This is a genomic window from Borrelia sp. MN22-0132, assembly GCF_049201035.1.
GTDB classification, from domain to species: domain Bacteria; phylum Spirochaetota; class Spirochaetia; order Borreliales; family Borreliaceae; genus Borrelia; species Borrelia puertoricensis.
Map to the genome: position 1 here is coordinate 150932 of NZ_CP138334.1, position 15200 is coordinate 166131.

General features: G+C 29.2%; 12 protein-coding genes and 1 pseudogene. 5 read left to right on the forward strand and 8 right to left on the reverse strand.

The window, feature by feature from the left end; translation table 11 throughout:
• Position 1: 1 nt before the first annotated feature.
• From R5397_RS00675 to R5397_RS00690, 4 genes are all read left to right on the forward strand, one after another.
• Complete coding sequence (locus R5397_RS00675; protein ID WP_421622545.1) at positions 2 to 406, forward strand: ParB N-terminal domain-containing protein; 405 nt, start codon at positions 2 to 4, stop codon at positions 404 to 406.
• A 28-nt stretch (positions 407 to 434) separates the two neighbouring features.
• Entirely contained in the window at positions 435 to 2012 is a 1578-nt protein-coding gene (locus tag R5397_RS00680) for a glucose-6-phosphate isomerase (RefSeq protein WP_421622546.1), read from the forward strand.
• Between the two features lie 84 nt (positions 2013 to 2096).
• Positions 2097 to 3485, forward strand: coding sequence for an L-cystine transporter (locus R5397_RS00685; protein WP_421622547.1), 1389 nt, complete (start codon positions 2097 to 2099; stop codon positions 3483 to 3485).
• A gap of 9 nt (positions 3486 to 3494) precedes the next feature.
• Positions 3495 to 4826, forward strand: coding sequence for a CoA-disulfide reductase (locus tag R5397_RS00690; RefSeq protein WP_421622548.1), 1332 nt, complete (start codon positions 3495 to 3497; stop codon positions 4824 to 4826).
• Positions 4827 to 4848: 22 nt separating this feature from the next.
• Here the strand turns inward: R5397_RS00690 and R5397_RS00695 are convergent, their stop codons facing one another.
• Genes R5397_RS00695 through R5397_RS00710 form a run of 4 tightly spaced genes read right to left on the reverse strand, consistent with a single transcriptional unit; the run spans position 4849 to position 9331 of the window.
• Complete coding sequence (locus tag R5397_RS00695; RefSeq protein ID WP_421622549.1) at positions 4849 to 6198, reverse strand: ATP-dependent 6-phosphofructokinase; 1350 nt, start codon at positions 6196 to 6198, stop codon at positions 4849 to 4851.
• A 40-nt stretch (positions 6199 to 6238) separates the two neighbouring features.
• Complete coding sequence (locus R5397_RS00700; RefSeq protein WP_247065924.1) at positions 6239 to 7210, reverse strand: P-loop NTPase; 972 nt, start codon at positions 7208 to 7210, stop codon at positions 6239 to 6241.
• A gap of 12 nt (positions 7211 to 7222) precedes the next feature.
• Entirely contained in the window at positions 7223 to 8005 is a 783-nt protein-coding gene (locus R5397_RS00705) for a potassium channel family protein (protein ID WP_011772659.1), read from the reverse strand.
• A gap of 6 nt (positions 8006 to 8011) precedes the next feature.
• The gene (locus R5397_RS00710; protein WP_421622550.1) at positions 8012 to 9331 is read right to left on the reverse strand and encodes a TrkH family potassium uptake protein; all 1320 of its coding nucleotides are present in this window, start codon (positions 9329 to 9331) and stop codon (positions 8012 to 8014) included.
• A 90-nt stretch (positions 9332 to 9421) separates the two neighbouring features.
• On the opposite strand from R5397_RS00710, the pseudogene cyaB reads away from it, so the two are divergent.
• Positions 9422 to 9944: pseudogene (cyaB, locus tag R5397_RS00715) on the forward strand (class IV adenylate cyclase).
• Here cyaB and R5397_RS00720 read toward each other — a convergent pair.
• The 4 genes from R5397_RS00720 to rodA form a co-directional block, all read right to left on the reverse strand.
• Positions 9921 to 11357 (reverse strand): hypothetical protein, encoded by a 1437-nt coding sequence (locus R5397_RS00720; RefSeq protein ID WP_421622551.1) that lies wholly within the window; start codon positions 11355 to 11357, stop codon positions 9921 to 9923. The pseudogene cyaB and the gene R5397_RS00720 sit on opposite strands and share 24 nt — an antisense overlap.
• Complete coding sequence (gene pgsA / locus R5397_RS00725; RefSeq protein ID WP_247066329.1) at positions 11347 to 11952, reverse strand: CDP-diacylglycerol--glycerol-3-phosphate 3-phosphatidyltransferase; 606 nt, start codon at positions 11950 to 11952, stop codon at positions 11347 to 11349. The genes R5397_RS00720 and pgsA overlap by 11 nt, the downstream gene beginning before the upstream one ends.
• A 19-nt stretch (positions 11953 to 11971) precedes the next feature.
• A complete protein-coding gene (gene thrS, locus R5397_RS00730) occupies positions 11972 to 13723 on the reverse strand; it encodes a threonine--tRNA ligase (RefSeq protein ID WP_421622552.1) in 1752 nt (583 codons plus the stop codon).
• Between the two features lie 154 nt (positions 13724 to 13877).
• Entirely contained in the window at positions 13878 to 15197 is a 1320-nt protein-coding gene (rodA, locus tag R5397_RS00735) for a rod shape-determining protein RodA (protein WP_421622553.1), read from the reverse strand.
• Between the last annotated feature and the right edge of the window lie 3 nt (positions 15198 to 15200).

A 15200-nucleotide genomic window follows, 5' to 3' on the forward strand; every position in this document is an offset into this window, starting at 1 on the left:
AATGTTAATAGATTTAGAACAAATAAAAATAAAAAAACGAATCAGACAAAATATAGGAGACACTTCAACTCTTAAAGAAAGCATCAAAAAACATGGTTTAATCTACCCAATAATAATAGATAAAAACAAAAATCTAGTAGCAGGTTTTAGAAGATATCAGGTATTAAAAGAACTTGGATATAAAGAAGTCGATGTCAAGGTAATCCCCACAGAAGATAAAAAAATTTTACTTGAAATTGAACTTGATGAGAATAATGCCAGAAAATCATTTACAAAAAGTGAATCGGATGCAGGTGAAGAACAATTAAAACATTATTCAGAAACAAACATAATAATCAGGTTTTTAAAATCTATAATACTTAAAATAAAAAAAATACTAAAAATAAAAAAACAAAACAAAACTTAAATACATAAGAACTATTAGAGGAGGCTTTATGCTTAAGTATATTAACCTTAATAAACTTAAAAATTTTCAAGAATTAAGACAAACTAATCCCGAAGAACTAAAAAAGAATCTAAGTGAAGATAGAATAAAAAAATATGACATCAAAATAGAAGGATATCAAGTACATTATAACTATGCTACAAAACAAATTAACGAAACTCACTTAAACATATTTCAAAATTTAAGCGATGAAGCAAATCTAATAGAAAAATATAAAGAAATCCTCGATGGAAAACATATTAACATCAGTGAAAATAGAAAAGTTCTGCACCATTTAACAAGAGGGCAACTTGGAACAGAAGTCATAGAGAATAATGAAAATATGAGGGAATTTTTTGAAAGAGAACTTAAAAGAATTTTTGAATTTGCAAAACAAGTTCAAAATGGATCGATTAAGAGCATAAGTGGAAAAGTCTTTAAAAATGTGGTACAAATCGGAATTGGTGGTTCAAGTCTTGGTCCAAAAGCACTATATACTGCGATCAAAAATTACGCTAAACAGAAAAATTTACACCTGATGAAAGCCTATTTTATTTCAAATGTTGATCCAGATGAAACAGAAGAAGTATTAAGTGAAATAGACCTTCAAGAAACCTTATTTATTATAGTATCAAAAAGCGGAAACACACTAGAGACAGCAGCTAATATGCAATTTTTAATTAAAAAATTAGAAAATAATGGTATCAAAGAATACCAAAAACAAATCATAATCATTACATCAAAGGGAAGTATGCTAGCACTTGAACAGGGATATCTTGAATATTTCTTTATGCACGATTCAATTGGTGGAAGATTTTCACCAACATCAGCTGTTGGACTTACCTTAATTACTCTTTGTTTCACAGAAAACGTTACAAAAGAAATATTAAAAGGAGCTTATGAGGTTGATAAAAAAGCATTAAATAAAAACGTAAGAGAAAATGCGCCTCTCTTATCAGCACTAATTAGTGTATATGAGAGTAATATTCTTAACTATAGTAGCAACTGCATTATTGCATATTCAAAAGCAATGGAAAACTTTTATCTTCATCTGCAGCAACTTGAAATGGAAAGTAATGGGAAAAGTGTAAACAGATTTGGAGAAAAAATTGATTATAAAACAGTAAGAATAATTTGGGGAGGAATTGGAACGGACGTTCAACATTCATTCTTTCAAATGCTTCATCAAGGAACAGATATAGTTCCAATGGATCTAATAGGTTTTAGTGAATCTCAACTAAAGCAGGATAACACCTTAGAGGGAACATCAAACAATGATAAGTTAAAAGCAAATCTAATAGCTCAAATAATTGCATTCTGTTATGGCAAAGAAGATACAAACAAAAATAAAAACTTTGAAGGCGAGAGACCTGCTGCATTAATATATTCAAAAGAACTTACACCTTACACAGTAGGTGCAATACTATCTCACTACGAAAACAAGGTAATGTTTGAAGGATTTTTACTCAATATAAATTCATTCGACCAAGAAGGAGTTCAACTTGGAAAAATCATTGCGACTAAGATTTTAAAGGACAATAACTTAAAAGATGAAATAATAAAATCTTATGATAGACTACTTCAATAATAAAAAAGTAACAAAGCTAATTCAAGAATTTATGATTAAAATCATGCTCATTACATTAAGATTTATAAATAAGAGGCAAAAAGAATGAACACAACAATAATATATATACTATTAAATATCACAATCATGCTTACATTAATAGGAATTCTATATTTTCTACACAAAAAACACATCTCATTTACAAAAAGACTACTAGTAGCCTTAGGATTAGGAATAGCCTTTGGTATAACTATGAAACATTGTTATGAATCAGAATCAATAATACTAAAAGAAACTATTGAGTGGATTAATATCTTAGGCACAGGATATATAAGACTCATTAAAATGATGATAATACCACTTATACTTGTTTCAATAGTATCTGCAATAGTAAAACTAACAAATAGCCAAGATATTTGGAAAATGAGCTTATCCGTAATACTTATGCTTATATTTACAGCAGGAATTGCTGCAATAATTGGAATTGGGACCTCTCTCTTCTTTAATCTAACAGCAGAAGGACTTCAATCTGGAGTAGATGAAATTACACAAGGAAAAAAATTAAATCAGGGTCTTGAACGCCTACAAAAAACCCCAATTACACAAAAATTATCAGAACTGATCCCTGAAAATATATTTGCAGATATGGCAGGAACAAGATCAAACTCAACAATTGGAATAGTAATATTTTCTGCCTTAGTAGGAATTGTTGCCCTTAAAGTTGCCAAAAAAAAACCAGAATCAATAGAATTTTTTAAACAAATAATATCCACAGCACAAGATTTGACCTCTGGAATGATAATTTTAATTTTAAAATCAACACCTTATGCCATATTAGCAATGATTACAAAAATATCAGCAACAAGTGATATTTCAAGTATAATGAAACTTGGAAAATTTGCACTTGCTTCCTATATTGCCATTGGCATTACAATTTTAATGCACATGACACTAATTGCACTTAATAGGCTAAACCCAATTATCTTCATTAAAAAAGCATGGCCGGTTTTGACATTTGCATTCATATCTCGTTCTAGCGCAGCAACAATACCTGTTAATGTAGAAGTACAAACTAAACAATTAGGGGTCAGTGAGGGAACTGCAAATCTTGCAAGTGCATTTGGAGTGTCTATTGGACAAAATGGTTGTGCAGCACTCCATCCTGCAATGTTAGCAATAATGATTGCTCCTACTCAAGGAATAAACCCAACAGATCCTTTATTCCTACTTCAACTTATAGGAATAATAATAATAACCTCATTTGGAGCAGCCGGAGCTGGAGGAGGCGCAACAATAGCTTCTTTAATGGTTCTCTCATCAATGAACCTACCCGTTAAACTTGTTGGACTTATAATATCCATTGAACCTTTAATTGACATGGGTAGAACATCTGTCAATGTCAGCGGTTCAATGGTTGCAGGAATAATAACAGCCAAAAACCTTAACCAATTAGACAGAAATATTTATAATAATCAAAATGAAATAGAAAAATAAGGAATTTTTATGAAAATAATAATTATTGGGGGAACTGCTGCAGGAACTAGTGCTGCTGCAAAAGCAAAACGAACAAATAAAGAATTAAACATCACCATTTATGAGAAAACAAATATTACATCTTTTGGAGCTTGCGGATTACCCTATTTCATTGGGGGATTCTTTGATGAACCAAACAACATGATAGCTAGAACACCTTATGAATTTGAACAAAATGGAATATCAGTATTCACTGAACATGAAGTTACGAGAGTAAATATCAAAAATAATACCCTTCAAGTAAAAAACCTTAAAACAAAACAGATATTCAATGATACTTATGATAAATTAATGATTGCAACTGGAAGCAATCCTATCATTCCACCAATTAGCAATATCCAACTAACTAATTTTTATACTCTAAAAAACATGCAAGATGGAAAAGAAATAAGAGAACTTTTTAAGAAGAAAGACATAAAAGATATAGTAATAATTGGCGCTGGATATATTGGAATTGAAATGGTAGAAGCTGCTAAAGCTTTAGAAAAAAATGTAAGAATAATTCAACTAGATAAACGAATACTAACCGAATCGTTTGACAAAGAAATTACTAATATAATGGAAGAAGAATTAATAAAAAACAATATTCTACTCCACACAGATGAATTTGCAAAAAGCTTAATAGGAAAAGAAAAAGTTGAAGGAATCATTACAAATAAATCCGAATATAAGGCGGATCTTGTAATTCTTGCCACCGGTACCAAACCTGCTACTGAATTCTTAGAAGGTCAACTTGAGACCCTAAAAAATGGCGCAATCATTGTCAACGAATATGGAGAAACCAGCGTAAAAAACGTTTTTTCTGCCGGGGACTGCGCCACAATTTATAATCTTGTAAGTAAAAAAAATGATTATATCCCCCTTGCAACAACAGCCAACAAATTAGGAAAAGTCATTGGTGAAAATCTAGCGGGCAAACACGTTGCTTTTAAAGGAACACTAGGATCTGCATCAATTAAAATCTTATCTCTTGAAGCAGCCAGATCTGGTCTTACAGAAGAAACTGCTTTAAAGCTTGGAATTAAATATAAAACAGTATTTATAAAAGATAAAAACCATACAAACTATTACCCAAACCAAGAAGATTTGTATATTAAACTGATATATAATGAAAAAACAAAAGAGATCATTGGGGCACAAACAATTGGCAAAAATGGAGCTGCAATAAGAATGCATGCATTATCCTTAGCGATATATTCAAAACTTACAACAAATGAAATTGGAATGATGGATTTTGCATATTCTCCACCATTCTCAAAAACTTGGGATGCATTAAATGTTGCAGGAAATGCAGCAAAATAAATAAAAGAACACTTTAATACTTTTATTTCCCGTTCTTCATACTAAATGGCTGCCCAGTACTTGCAAGAACATCCCTCCAGAAAGAACCATTTATATTGACTTTATTTCTGGCAATTACTGCCATTTTTATTGGAATATGTACAAATTTTGTACTCCACAAGCTAATTAATAATTTTGTCTTACCTGCCATAGCAGCATGAACAGCATTGGAACCAAGACGAGCACAATAAAGAGAATCACTAGCATTAGCTGGGGAACTTCTCACAAGATAACTAGGATCAATATATTTAAGATTAATTGAAATATTTTTAGACTTAAAATACATATTAATCTTATCTTTAATATAAAGTCCAATATCTTCATAAAGCAAGTTACCAGAATCGTCTTTTTTACGACTACTAGGATCAAAATACTTTTGTCCTGCGCCCTCTGCTATTAATATTACTGCATGGGGCATCTCATCCAAATTCTCTTTTGCCAAAAGTCGTCTTTCAAGATGTGCAAGAAGTCCATTAGGCCCTTCAATATCAAAATCTAGTTCTGGAATCAGACAAAAATTAACATCATTAGAAGATAAAGCCGTATGAGCAGCAATAAATCCAGAATCTCTACCCATCACTTTAACAAGACCAATTCCATTATAAGCACTATTTGCCTCAAAATGAGCACCAGCAACTGCAGCAACTGATTGCTCCACAGCTGTTTCAAATCCAAAAGATTTTTGAACAAACATAAAATCATTATCTATTGTCTTTGGAATACCTACAACAGCTATTTTCAAATTTCTCCTCTCTATTTCCTCAGAAATTAGAATAGAACCTTTTTGTGTCCCATCTCCACCAATATTAAAGAGCATATTAATGCCCATTCTCTCCAAAGTATCAACTATTTCAACAGGTTTAATTCCTCCTCTTGATGAACCAAGTATTGTACCACCAAGTTGATTAATATCATCTACTACATCAGGATTTAGCTCAACAAAACTTAAATTAGAGTCTGGCAAAAGTCCCTGATATCCGAATTTAACTCCATAAATATTATGCACGCCATATACTTTCCATAAAGTTCTAACAATTGAACGAATAACATCATTAAAACCTGGACAAAGACCTCCACAAGTAGTAATTGCCGCTCTAACATGCTTTGGAATAAAATAAATTTTATGTCTAGGTCCGGCTTTTTCTAAAAAAATATTCTCATATTGATCCCAAGCCTCGTCATTTTTATAAACATTAAATCTAATCTTATTAGCCTCACCAGTACAATGAATATGACTCTCAGCAGCATAAAAATTAATTAAAGGATTATCTTGTTTACATTCTCCTAAATTTTCTATTTTAAAATCTAAATTCTTATTCCCAAGTCTATGCATTTTAAGTTGCCCCTCCATAATAAGTATTATTATAATTCAATTAATTCCTAATAAATTGACTTTGATCCTTAATCATATCGTATATATCATCATAAATATAAGGTGAACCTTCAACAGGAGACTTAATTAAATTACCTGCAATAAACTCAAAATACTTATTGAGCTTTGAATTTTTATCAAAATCAATAAAAGGAATTCTATTATTAACAGATTCTCTAAAACTCTTTGCAAACGGAATAAAACCAATAAATTCTACTGGTACATTAATATTATTTTTAACAACATTGATTAAATTTTCACACATAGCTATTTCTTCACTAGATTCTATCCTATTTAGTACAACTCTAGGATAAAAACTGTTCATCATCTTTTTTATCTTAAGTGATGAACTTAAAGATATAACTTCAATTCCTGTAACTAAATCTTTAAACTTAACGTTTGTACCTTCTATTTTATTTTTAAAAAAATTACTAATATATTCACGTTCAGCGCTCTTTGGGGGAAACCCCAGATATAAAAGCCGATACAGTGCATTTTTCAAAAAAGAATAAGCGTTAAGTATGGAAGGAGTCTCTGGAACAGTAACGATTATACCACTGTAAGCTGATAAATAAAAATCCACTGTATTATAAGATGTACCTGAACCTAAATCTATAAAAACAAAATCAGCAACAAGATCTCTTTGAATCGAGTCTATTATTCTTTTTTTTATAGAAAAAGGAATATTGGCTGTTCCCGTATAAAGAGCATCTCCTGGAATCAGATAAAGCTTTTTATAAGACGTTTTAATAATTAAACTTGAAAAATCTTTTTCACGCTTATTAATAAAAGAACCTATTCCAACACCAGTATTCTTAACCCCTAAACAAGTATGCAAATTAGACCCACCAAGGTCAAGATCAACAAGTATTACAGTTTTACCTAAACATGCAAGTTTATAACCAATATTAGCAACAAAAGATGTTTTTCCAACACCTCCCTTTCCACTTGCAACAGGAATAATCTTAGTCATCTCAAAATCCTATTAATCATTTTTCCTATCTTTACTAAACTTTTTCATGAAATTAAAAAACCTTAAAAATCCTAATTTCTTGGAATTTTCCGTGTAAGAAGCATCCTCTGATTTAGAAACTGATATTAAGTCTTTAATTAAATCCTTATTATTTGTAAAATTTTCAATTTTATCAGGCTTGCCACAAATTACAATTTTATCATCCTTTAAGAAAAAATAATCACCATCTACAAACTCATACCTAGAATTGCTTAAATTTCTAACAGCAATAACAGTAATGCCCTTCTCCCTTCTCAAATCAGCCTCAAGAAGAGTTTTTCCTACATACTCTTTAGGAATAATAGTCTCAGCAACAATGATATCATGACCAACAATACTGTACGTCGAAAGATTAGGCGATACTAATAGTGGTGTTAACCTTCTTGCAGCATCCTTACTTGGAAATATAATTTTTGTAGCACCAAGAGTTTTTAATATCTCAGCATCATCCCTATCTTCAGTTTTAACACATATCTCTTTAACACCTAAAAGATTACAATAATGAGTAACAAGAGCACTCTTACCAAGATCATTATCAAAATCAATAATAACAGCATCAGTATCTACAGGTATAACTTTTTTCAAAGTATTTTTAGTAAATTGGTCCAAAATAAAGCTTTCTGTAGAAATAACATCATATTCCTCAACCAATTCCTTTGAAGTGTCAACAATAATAATTTGGCAATCAAGTTTACTTAAATTTTCAAGAACATGAATCCCTAAATTGCTAAGACCAATAATAACAAACGTTTTCACTCTTTCCTAACCCACCAAAATGTCTTGTCTTGGTCTTGTAAATTCTTCAAAACGAGATCTTCGTGAAACAAAAATTACCATAGAAAAAAGTCCTATCCGACCTGCAAACATAGTAAAAATTATAATTACTTTACCTAAAAATGACAAATCCTGTGTAACACCAACTGACAAACCAACAGTACCAAAGGCAGAAAAAACTTCATATCCCAAATCAATAACTCTCCACTTTCCACCACTCTCAGAAGCAAGAAGAACAAAAAATGAAAAGCACAAAATAAAAACAGCCCTTACAAAAAATAAAAGTGCAAATCTTATGCTATCAATTGAAACTTTATAAGAACCAATAATATAACCATTACCATCCTGAGATTTTATTACCGCAAGAATAATTAAAAAAAAGGTAGTAATCTTAATCCCACCAGCAGTTGAACCTGGAGCACCACCAATGAACATGAATGGCAACGAAAGCATTTGGGTTCTACTTGTGATAAGAGAATTGTCAAGATAATTAAAACCAGCGGTCCTTGTGCTTATTGAATAAAATATTGAATTAAATATGAGAGTTCCAAGTGAAAAACCTTCCTTAAGTTTATGCATTTCTGAGAAAAAAAATAAAATTGTACCTAAAATAATCAAAAAGAAACTCAGTAAAAAAACAATTTTAGCATGAAGAGACAACTTTTTCCGATATTTAATAGTATTTGTAATATCACGATATACCATAAACCCAAGTCCTCCACAAATAATCAAAACAGCAATAACAACTATTGCCTCAGGAACATCACGCCACGCATAAATACTATCAGAATGCATAGAAAATCCTGCATTACAAAAAGCTGAAATTGTTGTAAATAAAACTTCAAGTAATGAAATATTAACACCTCGAAGTTTAAAACACACTAATATTAACAATACTCCGATTAATTCAATTAAAAAAGTTACAAAAAGTATACTTTTCAAAATCTTTACAGGATTATACTCAATATTTGAAAGAGAATATTGTTTAATTATCCGAGCATCGGTTAAATTCAACTTACGCTTAGGAATAAGCAAATAAAAAGTAGCAATTGTTATAAAACCAAGCCCCCCAAACTGAATCAATAACATTATGATGATAAAACCAAAAGTAGAAAAATTTTCTATCTTAACGGTAATAAGTCCCGTAATACTAACAGCAGATACAGATGTAAACAAAACATCTATGTACTCTAATTTTTTCTCACCATTCCAAGCAATAGGCAATGACAACAATAGAGAGCCTAGGAACATAATCAAAATAAAATAACTGAAAAGAAAAAACCTATCACTAAACTTAAATTTCAACATAAACAAATAAAATATAACAAAACATATAAGATATCATCATCAAATTTATAGGCCATTGAAATACTACCATAATTTTATTATTTTTAATACATGTTTGAAATTGAATTGAAAGCTTTTATTCCCAAAAATGAACTTAAAGAAATTTTAAAATTGGCTAATCAAAAATTCAAATTTATCAAAGAAGAAATAAAAGATGATACTTACTACTGTAATACAAAAAAAATAAGAGCATAGATAATTTAACATTTCAGAAGAAATTGTAACCTTTAAAATTAAATCTTTAGAAAATGACATAGAAATAAACAAGGAAATCGAATTTAAAGTAGACCAAATCAACAATTTTATATCTTTTCTAGAAGAAATGAATTTTAAATTTTTATACAAAAAAATCAAAAAAAGTTTAATTTATAAAAAAGAAAATTTAAACATAGAAATTAATGAAATTGAAAATCTTGGTTTTTTTTTAGAAATCGAAAAAATAATTTATGATAAGAATGAATTAAGTCTTGCCAAGACAGAAATTTACAAAACAATAAAAGAATTCAAATTACAAAACAATATTGAAAAAAAATCCTATTTTGAACTAATACTAGCTAATCAAGCTAAAGTATAAAACCTTAAAATCTAAGCTCAAATATGACAATATAAACCCTTTATCCTGATATTTTGAAAACTGGGGCTTACAAACAGATTTTTGAAAAATTTCAGATTCATTAAAAAAATACCAAGTATTATCATCAAAATAAATAAGCCTGATATCATTACCATCTTCAAAAGTTAAAAACAAATCATTCCTATAACTTAAAACATCACTAGTTACTCCATCAATCTTAATATTTGGACTTATATTTTGCCACTTATCATATTGCAATGTAGATACACTCACAATAGGTCTATCCTTTGTTATATAACTTAAAACAACTTGGTCAGATTTAGAATTAGAAAGAATTTTGACAGAATTTGCTACATTTGCAGACTGAATATTTGCATTGCCCCAAGTTTTACCACTATCAATAATAAACTCAGAATTAACATAATCATTTACTTTATAATTATAAAAAATCCCCAGAAAAGGCTCAGAAATAATACCAATACTTGAAACATCATCAACATCAGCATTGCCTTTAGACAAATAAGAATCCATGACACTATTCCAAATATTACTATATCCTTTATTCGCAACAAAATTTACTTTATACTCACTGCCAATTTTCCTTAAGTAAGCTACATACAAATTATCTCTATTATCAATGCCAATATTTACCAAAAATCCAACATTATCCCTAAATTTAGGACTAATATCAATCCACTTTCGACCATTAAATTTCTTGACTATAAGTTCGCTAGAAAAATAACTGGTATTCTTAGTCGTAAATACAACATATAATTCTCCTTTAGAATTAATTGCAAAATCAAAACACGCAATATCAGTAATATTATCATTAACAGCAGTACTTATATCAAACCAACCAATATTCTCAATAAATGAAGAAACCTTAATATCATCATCACCTTCTATCTGATAAGCAAGATAAATACTGCGATTATAAGTCCTTAAAATATATCTTTTAAGATTCGAACCTAATTGAAAGTTTGGCAAATTTTTTAATAAAAAAGTTTTATTTTTTTTCTTTATACCAGATATTTTAGCTCCTAAAGAGCTATCACTTATTATCGACAAATCTAAATCAGTAAGGACAAAATTAATATTTACATCCTCAGATGTGACATAAATCACAGCATAAAGAATATCCTTATTCAATTTAAGCTTGATATCTTTTTTTCTTATCTTATCTGTGATATATTTTTTATTAAAAATGTCATATACCATATAAACAAAATCTGAACCTGAAGAAACATCAAAAGTTAAGATATAGTTAGAAGACTTGCTAACCTTTAGATAAATACTCCCCTTTCCACTTGAAATACTTAAAGGCTTAACTTCCGTTAACATTTGCTTTAACTGAGCATGAGAATAAAAACCAATTAGTAACCAAATAAATATTAATAATACATTACTTCTCATACTTGCTAAGATACAAAAATATCACAACATAATCAATTAACGATATTACAGTTAGAAAGGCAGACATAGCATATATCATTCCAACAATAAAAGAAAAACTAAAATCTAGATTTAAAATTGAACTAATAAAATTCTCAATCAATGTAGTAATTCTCAACTTGTTTAAACTATAAAAAAAAAGACTAGCAAATGTTGCAATAGCATAAAATAACGACTTTATTTTACCCAAAAATTTAGCTTGTTGGACTATATCAAACTGAATAATTAAATTCCTAACAACACCAACAGAAAGTTCACGGTATATAAATATCATAAAAAAATAATATGGTGTAATCCCTTTATAAAAGAAAAAGGCAAAATATGTTAAATGTTGCAACACATCTGCATAAGGATCTAAAATCTTGCCTACATTACTAACTAAACTATACTTTCTAGCAATATATCCATCAATAACATCTGTTATTTCATTAAAAATAATTAAAAACCAAATCAGAATTAAAAATAAATAAGAATTCCAAAGATTTTCAAAACATAATATAAATAAAATAACAAAAGATAATATAATTCTAAAAAAAGTTATTTTATTCGGACTCATTATACTTTTGCTATTCAAACTACAAAATCTCCTTACTAGATATCTTTAATTTCACAAATTCAAGTGCTTCTTTCAGCTCAAGTCCATTAATCTGCTCATTTGTCCTGGTTCTAATCGAAATCTTTCCCTCTACTACCTCTTTTTCTCCCACAATAAACATATAAGGAACTTTTTGGGATTGATATTGTCTAATTTTTGCATTCATTCTCATATGACAATCATTATCTAGTTTTATTCTAATTCCTTCATTTTTAAAACGAGACAATACCTCCAACGCATACTCTTCTACAATATTGTTTACAGGAATAATTACAACTTGAAGAGGTGCCAACCACACAGGAAATGCACCTCCATAATGTTCTACCAAAATTCCAAAAAATCTTTCAATAGAACCAAGAAGAGCCCTATGAATCATAAAAGGTTGTCTCTCCTTACCATCTTCTGCTGTATAAGTCATTTTAAATCTTGCAGGAAGATTAAAATCAAATTGAATTGTACTCATCTGCCATTCTCTCCCAAGAGAATCTATTATTTTAAGATCAATCTTAGGTCCATAAAAAGCTCCACCTCCCTCATCAATATCATAATCAATACCTAAATTAATCAAAGCTTCCTCTAAAACTTTTACAGACATTATCCAATCATCCTCATCCCCTACAGATTTTTCCGGCTTTGTCGAGAGATATGCTTTTAAATCAGTAAATCCAAATTTATTCCACATATAAAGAGCAAATCTTAAAACCTCCTGGATCTCAAACTCAACTTGATCATAAGTACATATGATGTGTGCATCATCTTGAGTAAATCCCCTAACACGCATAGTACCATGAAGAGCACCTATCTTTTCATAACGATAAACCGTACCAAGTTCAGCCCACCTAAATGGCAAATCTCTATAAGAATGCCTACCGGTATTATAAATCGCAATATGAAATGGACAATTCATAGGCTTAACATAATAATTACTCTTATCCATCTCCATTTTCTCAAACATGCTTTCTTTATAAAAATCTAAATGCCCAGAAGTTTCCCAAAGCCAAGATTTACCAACATGAGGCGTAAAAAGTATATCATAACCATTCTTAAAATGCTCTTCTCTCCAAAAATCTTCTATTAAAGCTCTTATTCTAGAACCATTTGGATGAAAAAATATAAGACCAGGTCCTATTGATTCATGAACAGAAAACAAATCAAGTTCTCGACCAAGTTTTCTATGATCTCGCTTCTTTATCTCTTCTCGCAATTTAAGATATGCTCTTAAGTCCTTTTCATTGTTCCATAAAGTCCCATAAATACGAGTAAGCATCTTATTTTTCTCATCGCCACGCCAATAAGCACCTGCAATACTAATTAACTTAAATGCCTTTGAATCAATTTTTCCCATATTATCAATATGGGGACCTTTACAAAGATCAGTAAAATTATGACTTTTATATATTGAAATCTCATCTGAAATATCAAGCTCTTGAATTAAATCAATTTTATAAGGTTCATCTTTGAAAAGCATTAAAGCCTGTTCTTTAGTTATCACTTCCTTTACAAAAGAACTACCTGTATTTAAAATCTCTCTCATCTTTTGTTCTATTAACAAAAGATCATCTTCTGTAATATGTTTTTCAAAATCAAAATCATAATAAAAACCATCTTTAATCGGAGGGCCTATAGCAATCTTAGTATTTGGAAATAACTCAATTACAGCTTCTGCCATAACATGTGCAATCGAATGTCTTTTTTTATAAAGAACATCCTCTTTATCTAATTTTTCATTCATAATAACACCTTACAAACTCTAAGATTCTAAATTAGAATATCATAATAAATTTAACCACTAACCACAGTTATAGATAAACAATAAATCTTATCAATACAATATACAAAAAAATTTAGTAAAAAAACAGACAAAACAAAAAACGCAATAAAATTTTTTAATCCATAGTAACTATAGACTCAATATTAAAATAAAGAGCCATAGCCAAAAAGAAAGTAATAGTAGATGAACCACCATAAGATAAAAAAGGCAAAGGAATGCCTGTAATAGGCAAGAGACCTAAAGACATACCAATATTAAAAGAGGTATGAAAAAATAAAAGACCCAATACACCAGCAAGTACCAAAGACATATATTTATCTTTACTTTTATTCATTATTATTAAAATCCTAAAAAAAATAAGAAAAAATAAAATCAAAACTACACTAACTCCCAAAAAGCCAAATTCTTCAGCAAGAATTGAAAAAATAAAATCTGTACTCTGAGATGGAACATAATTTGCATGAGTATAAGGACCTTTTAAAAATCCTTTACCGAACATACCTCCAGAACCAATAGCAATTTTTACTTGATTTAAATTCCAACCAGCCCCTTTAAGATCAATATTTGGATCTAAGAAAACCAAAAATCTTTTAATTTGGTAAGGTTTCATGAACTTTGACAAAAATTTAGAAAAAAAAGCAGCAATTAGTAAAATTGAACTCATAAATAATATATAAAAATAAATAAGTCTAATACTGAAATTATACTTTGAAACAAAAAAACCTATAGCAGAAGACAAAAACACCAAAATTAATACTAAAAAAGCTAATTGAAAATAAAAATTATTAGAAAAAATCAAATACAATACATTTCCCATATCTGCCTTGTATTCATACCAAACAGGCAATACCACAAAAAGAAATGAAAAAAATCCTGTTAATGCAAAATACAAAATATAATGTATATCTATACCAGCAAAAAAGGAAATAAATATAAACATATTCAAGTAAACTACAGCAGTACCAAAATCAGGCTGTAAAAACACAAATAAAATAACAGGAACAATTAAAATAAAAGCAAAAATAAAAACAAAAAAATTATGATATTCATTCCTACTACTATAGAACTTAGCAAGGGTCAAAATACTAATAATTTTACCAAACTCTGATGGTTGTCCACCTAATTTCCAAATTCCAATCCAAGATCTAGCTCCATTAACAGTAACACCAAAAAGCGCAGTAAAAACCAAAGAAGCAACCAATAAAAAATACAAAGGATAGATCATACTATGTATAATCTTAAGATCATATTTTCCTATTATAAAAATTACACAAAATCCACCAAGAACCCATACAATTTGTTTGATATACTCAATCTTAATCAAAGAACCATTAGAAGTATAATCACTAGAATATATAAGCAAAACACCAATAAACGATATCATTACCAAACTAAATAATGTTAAACTATCATAACTTTTTCTAAAAACAGCCATTTA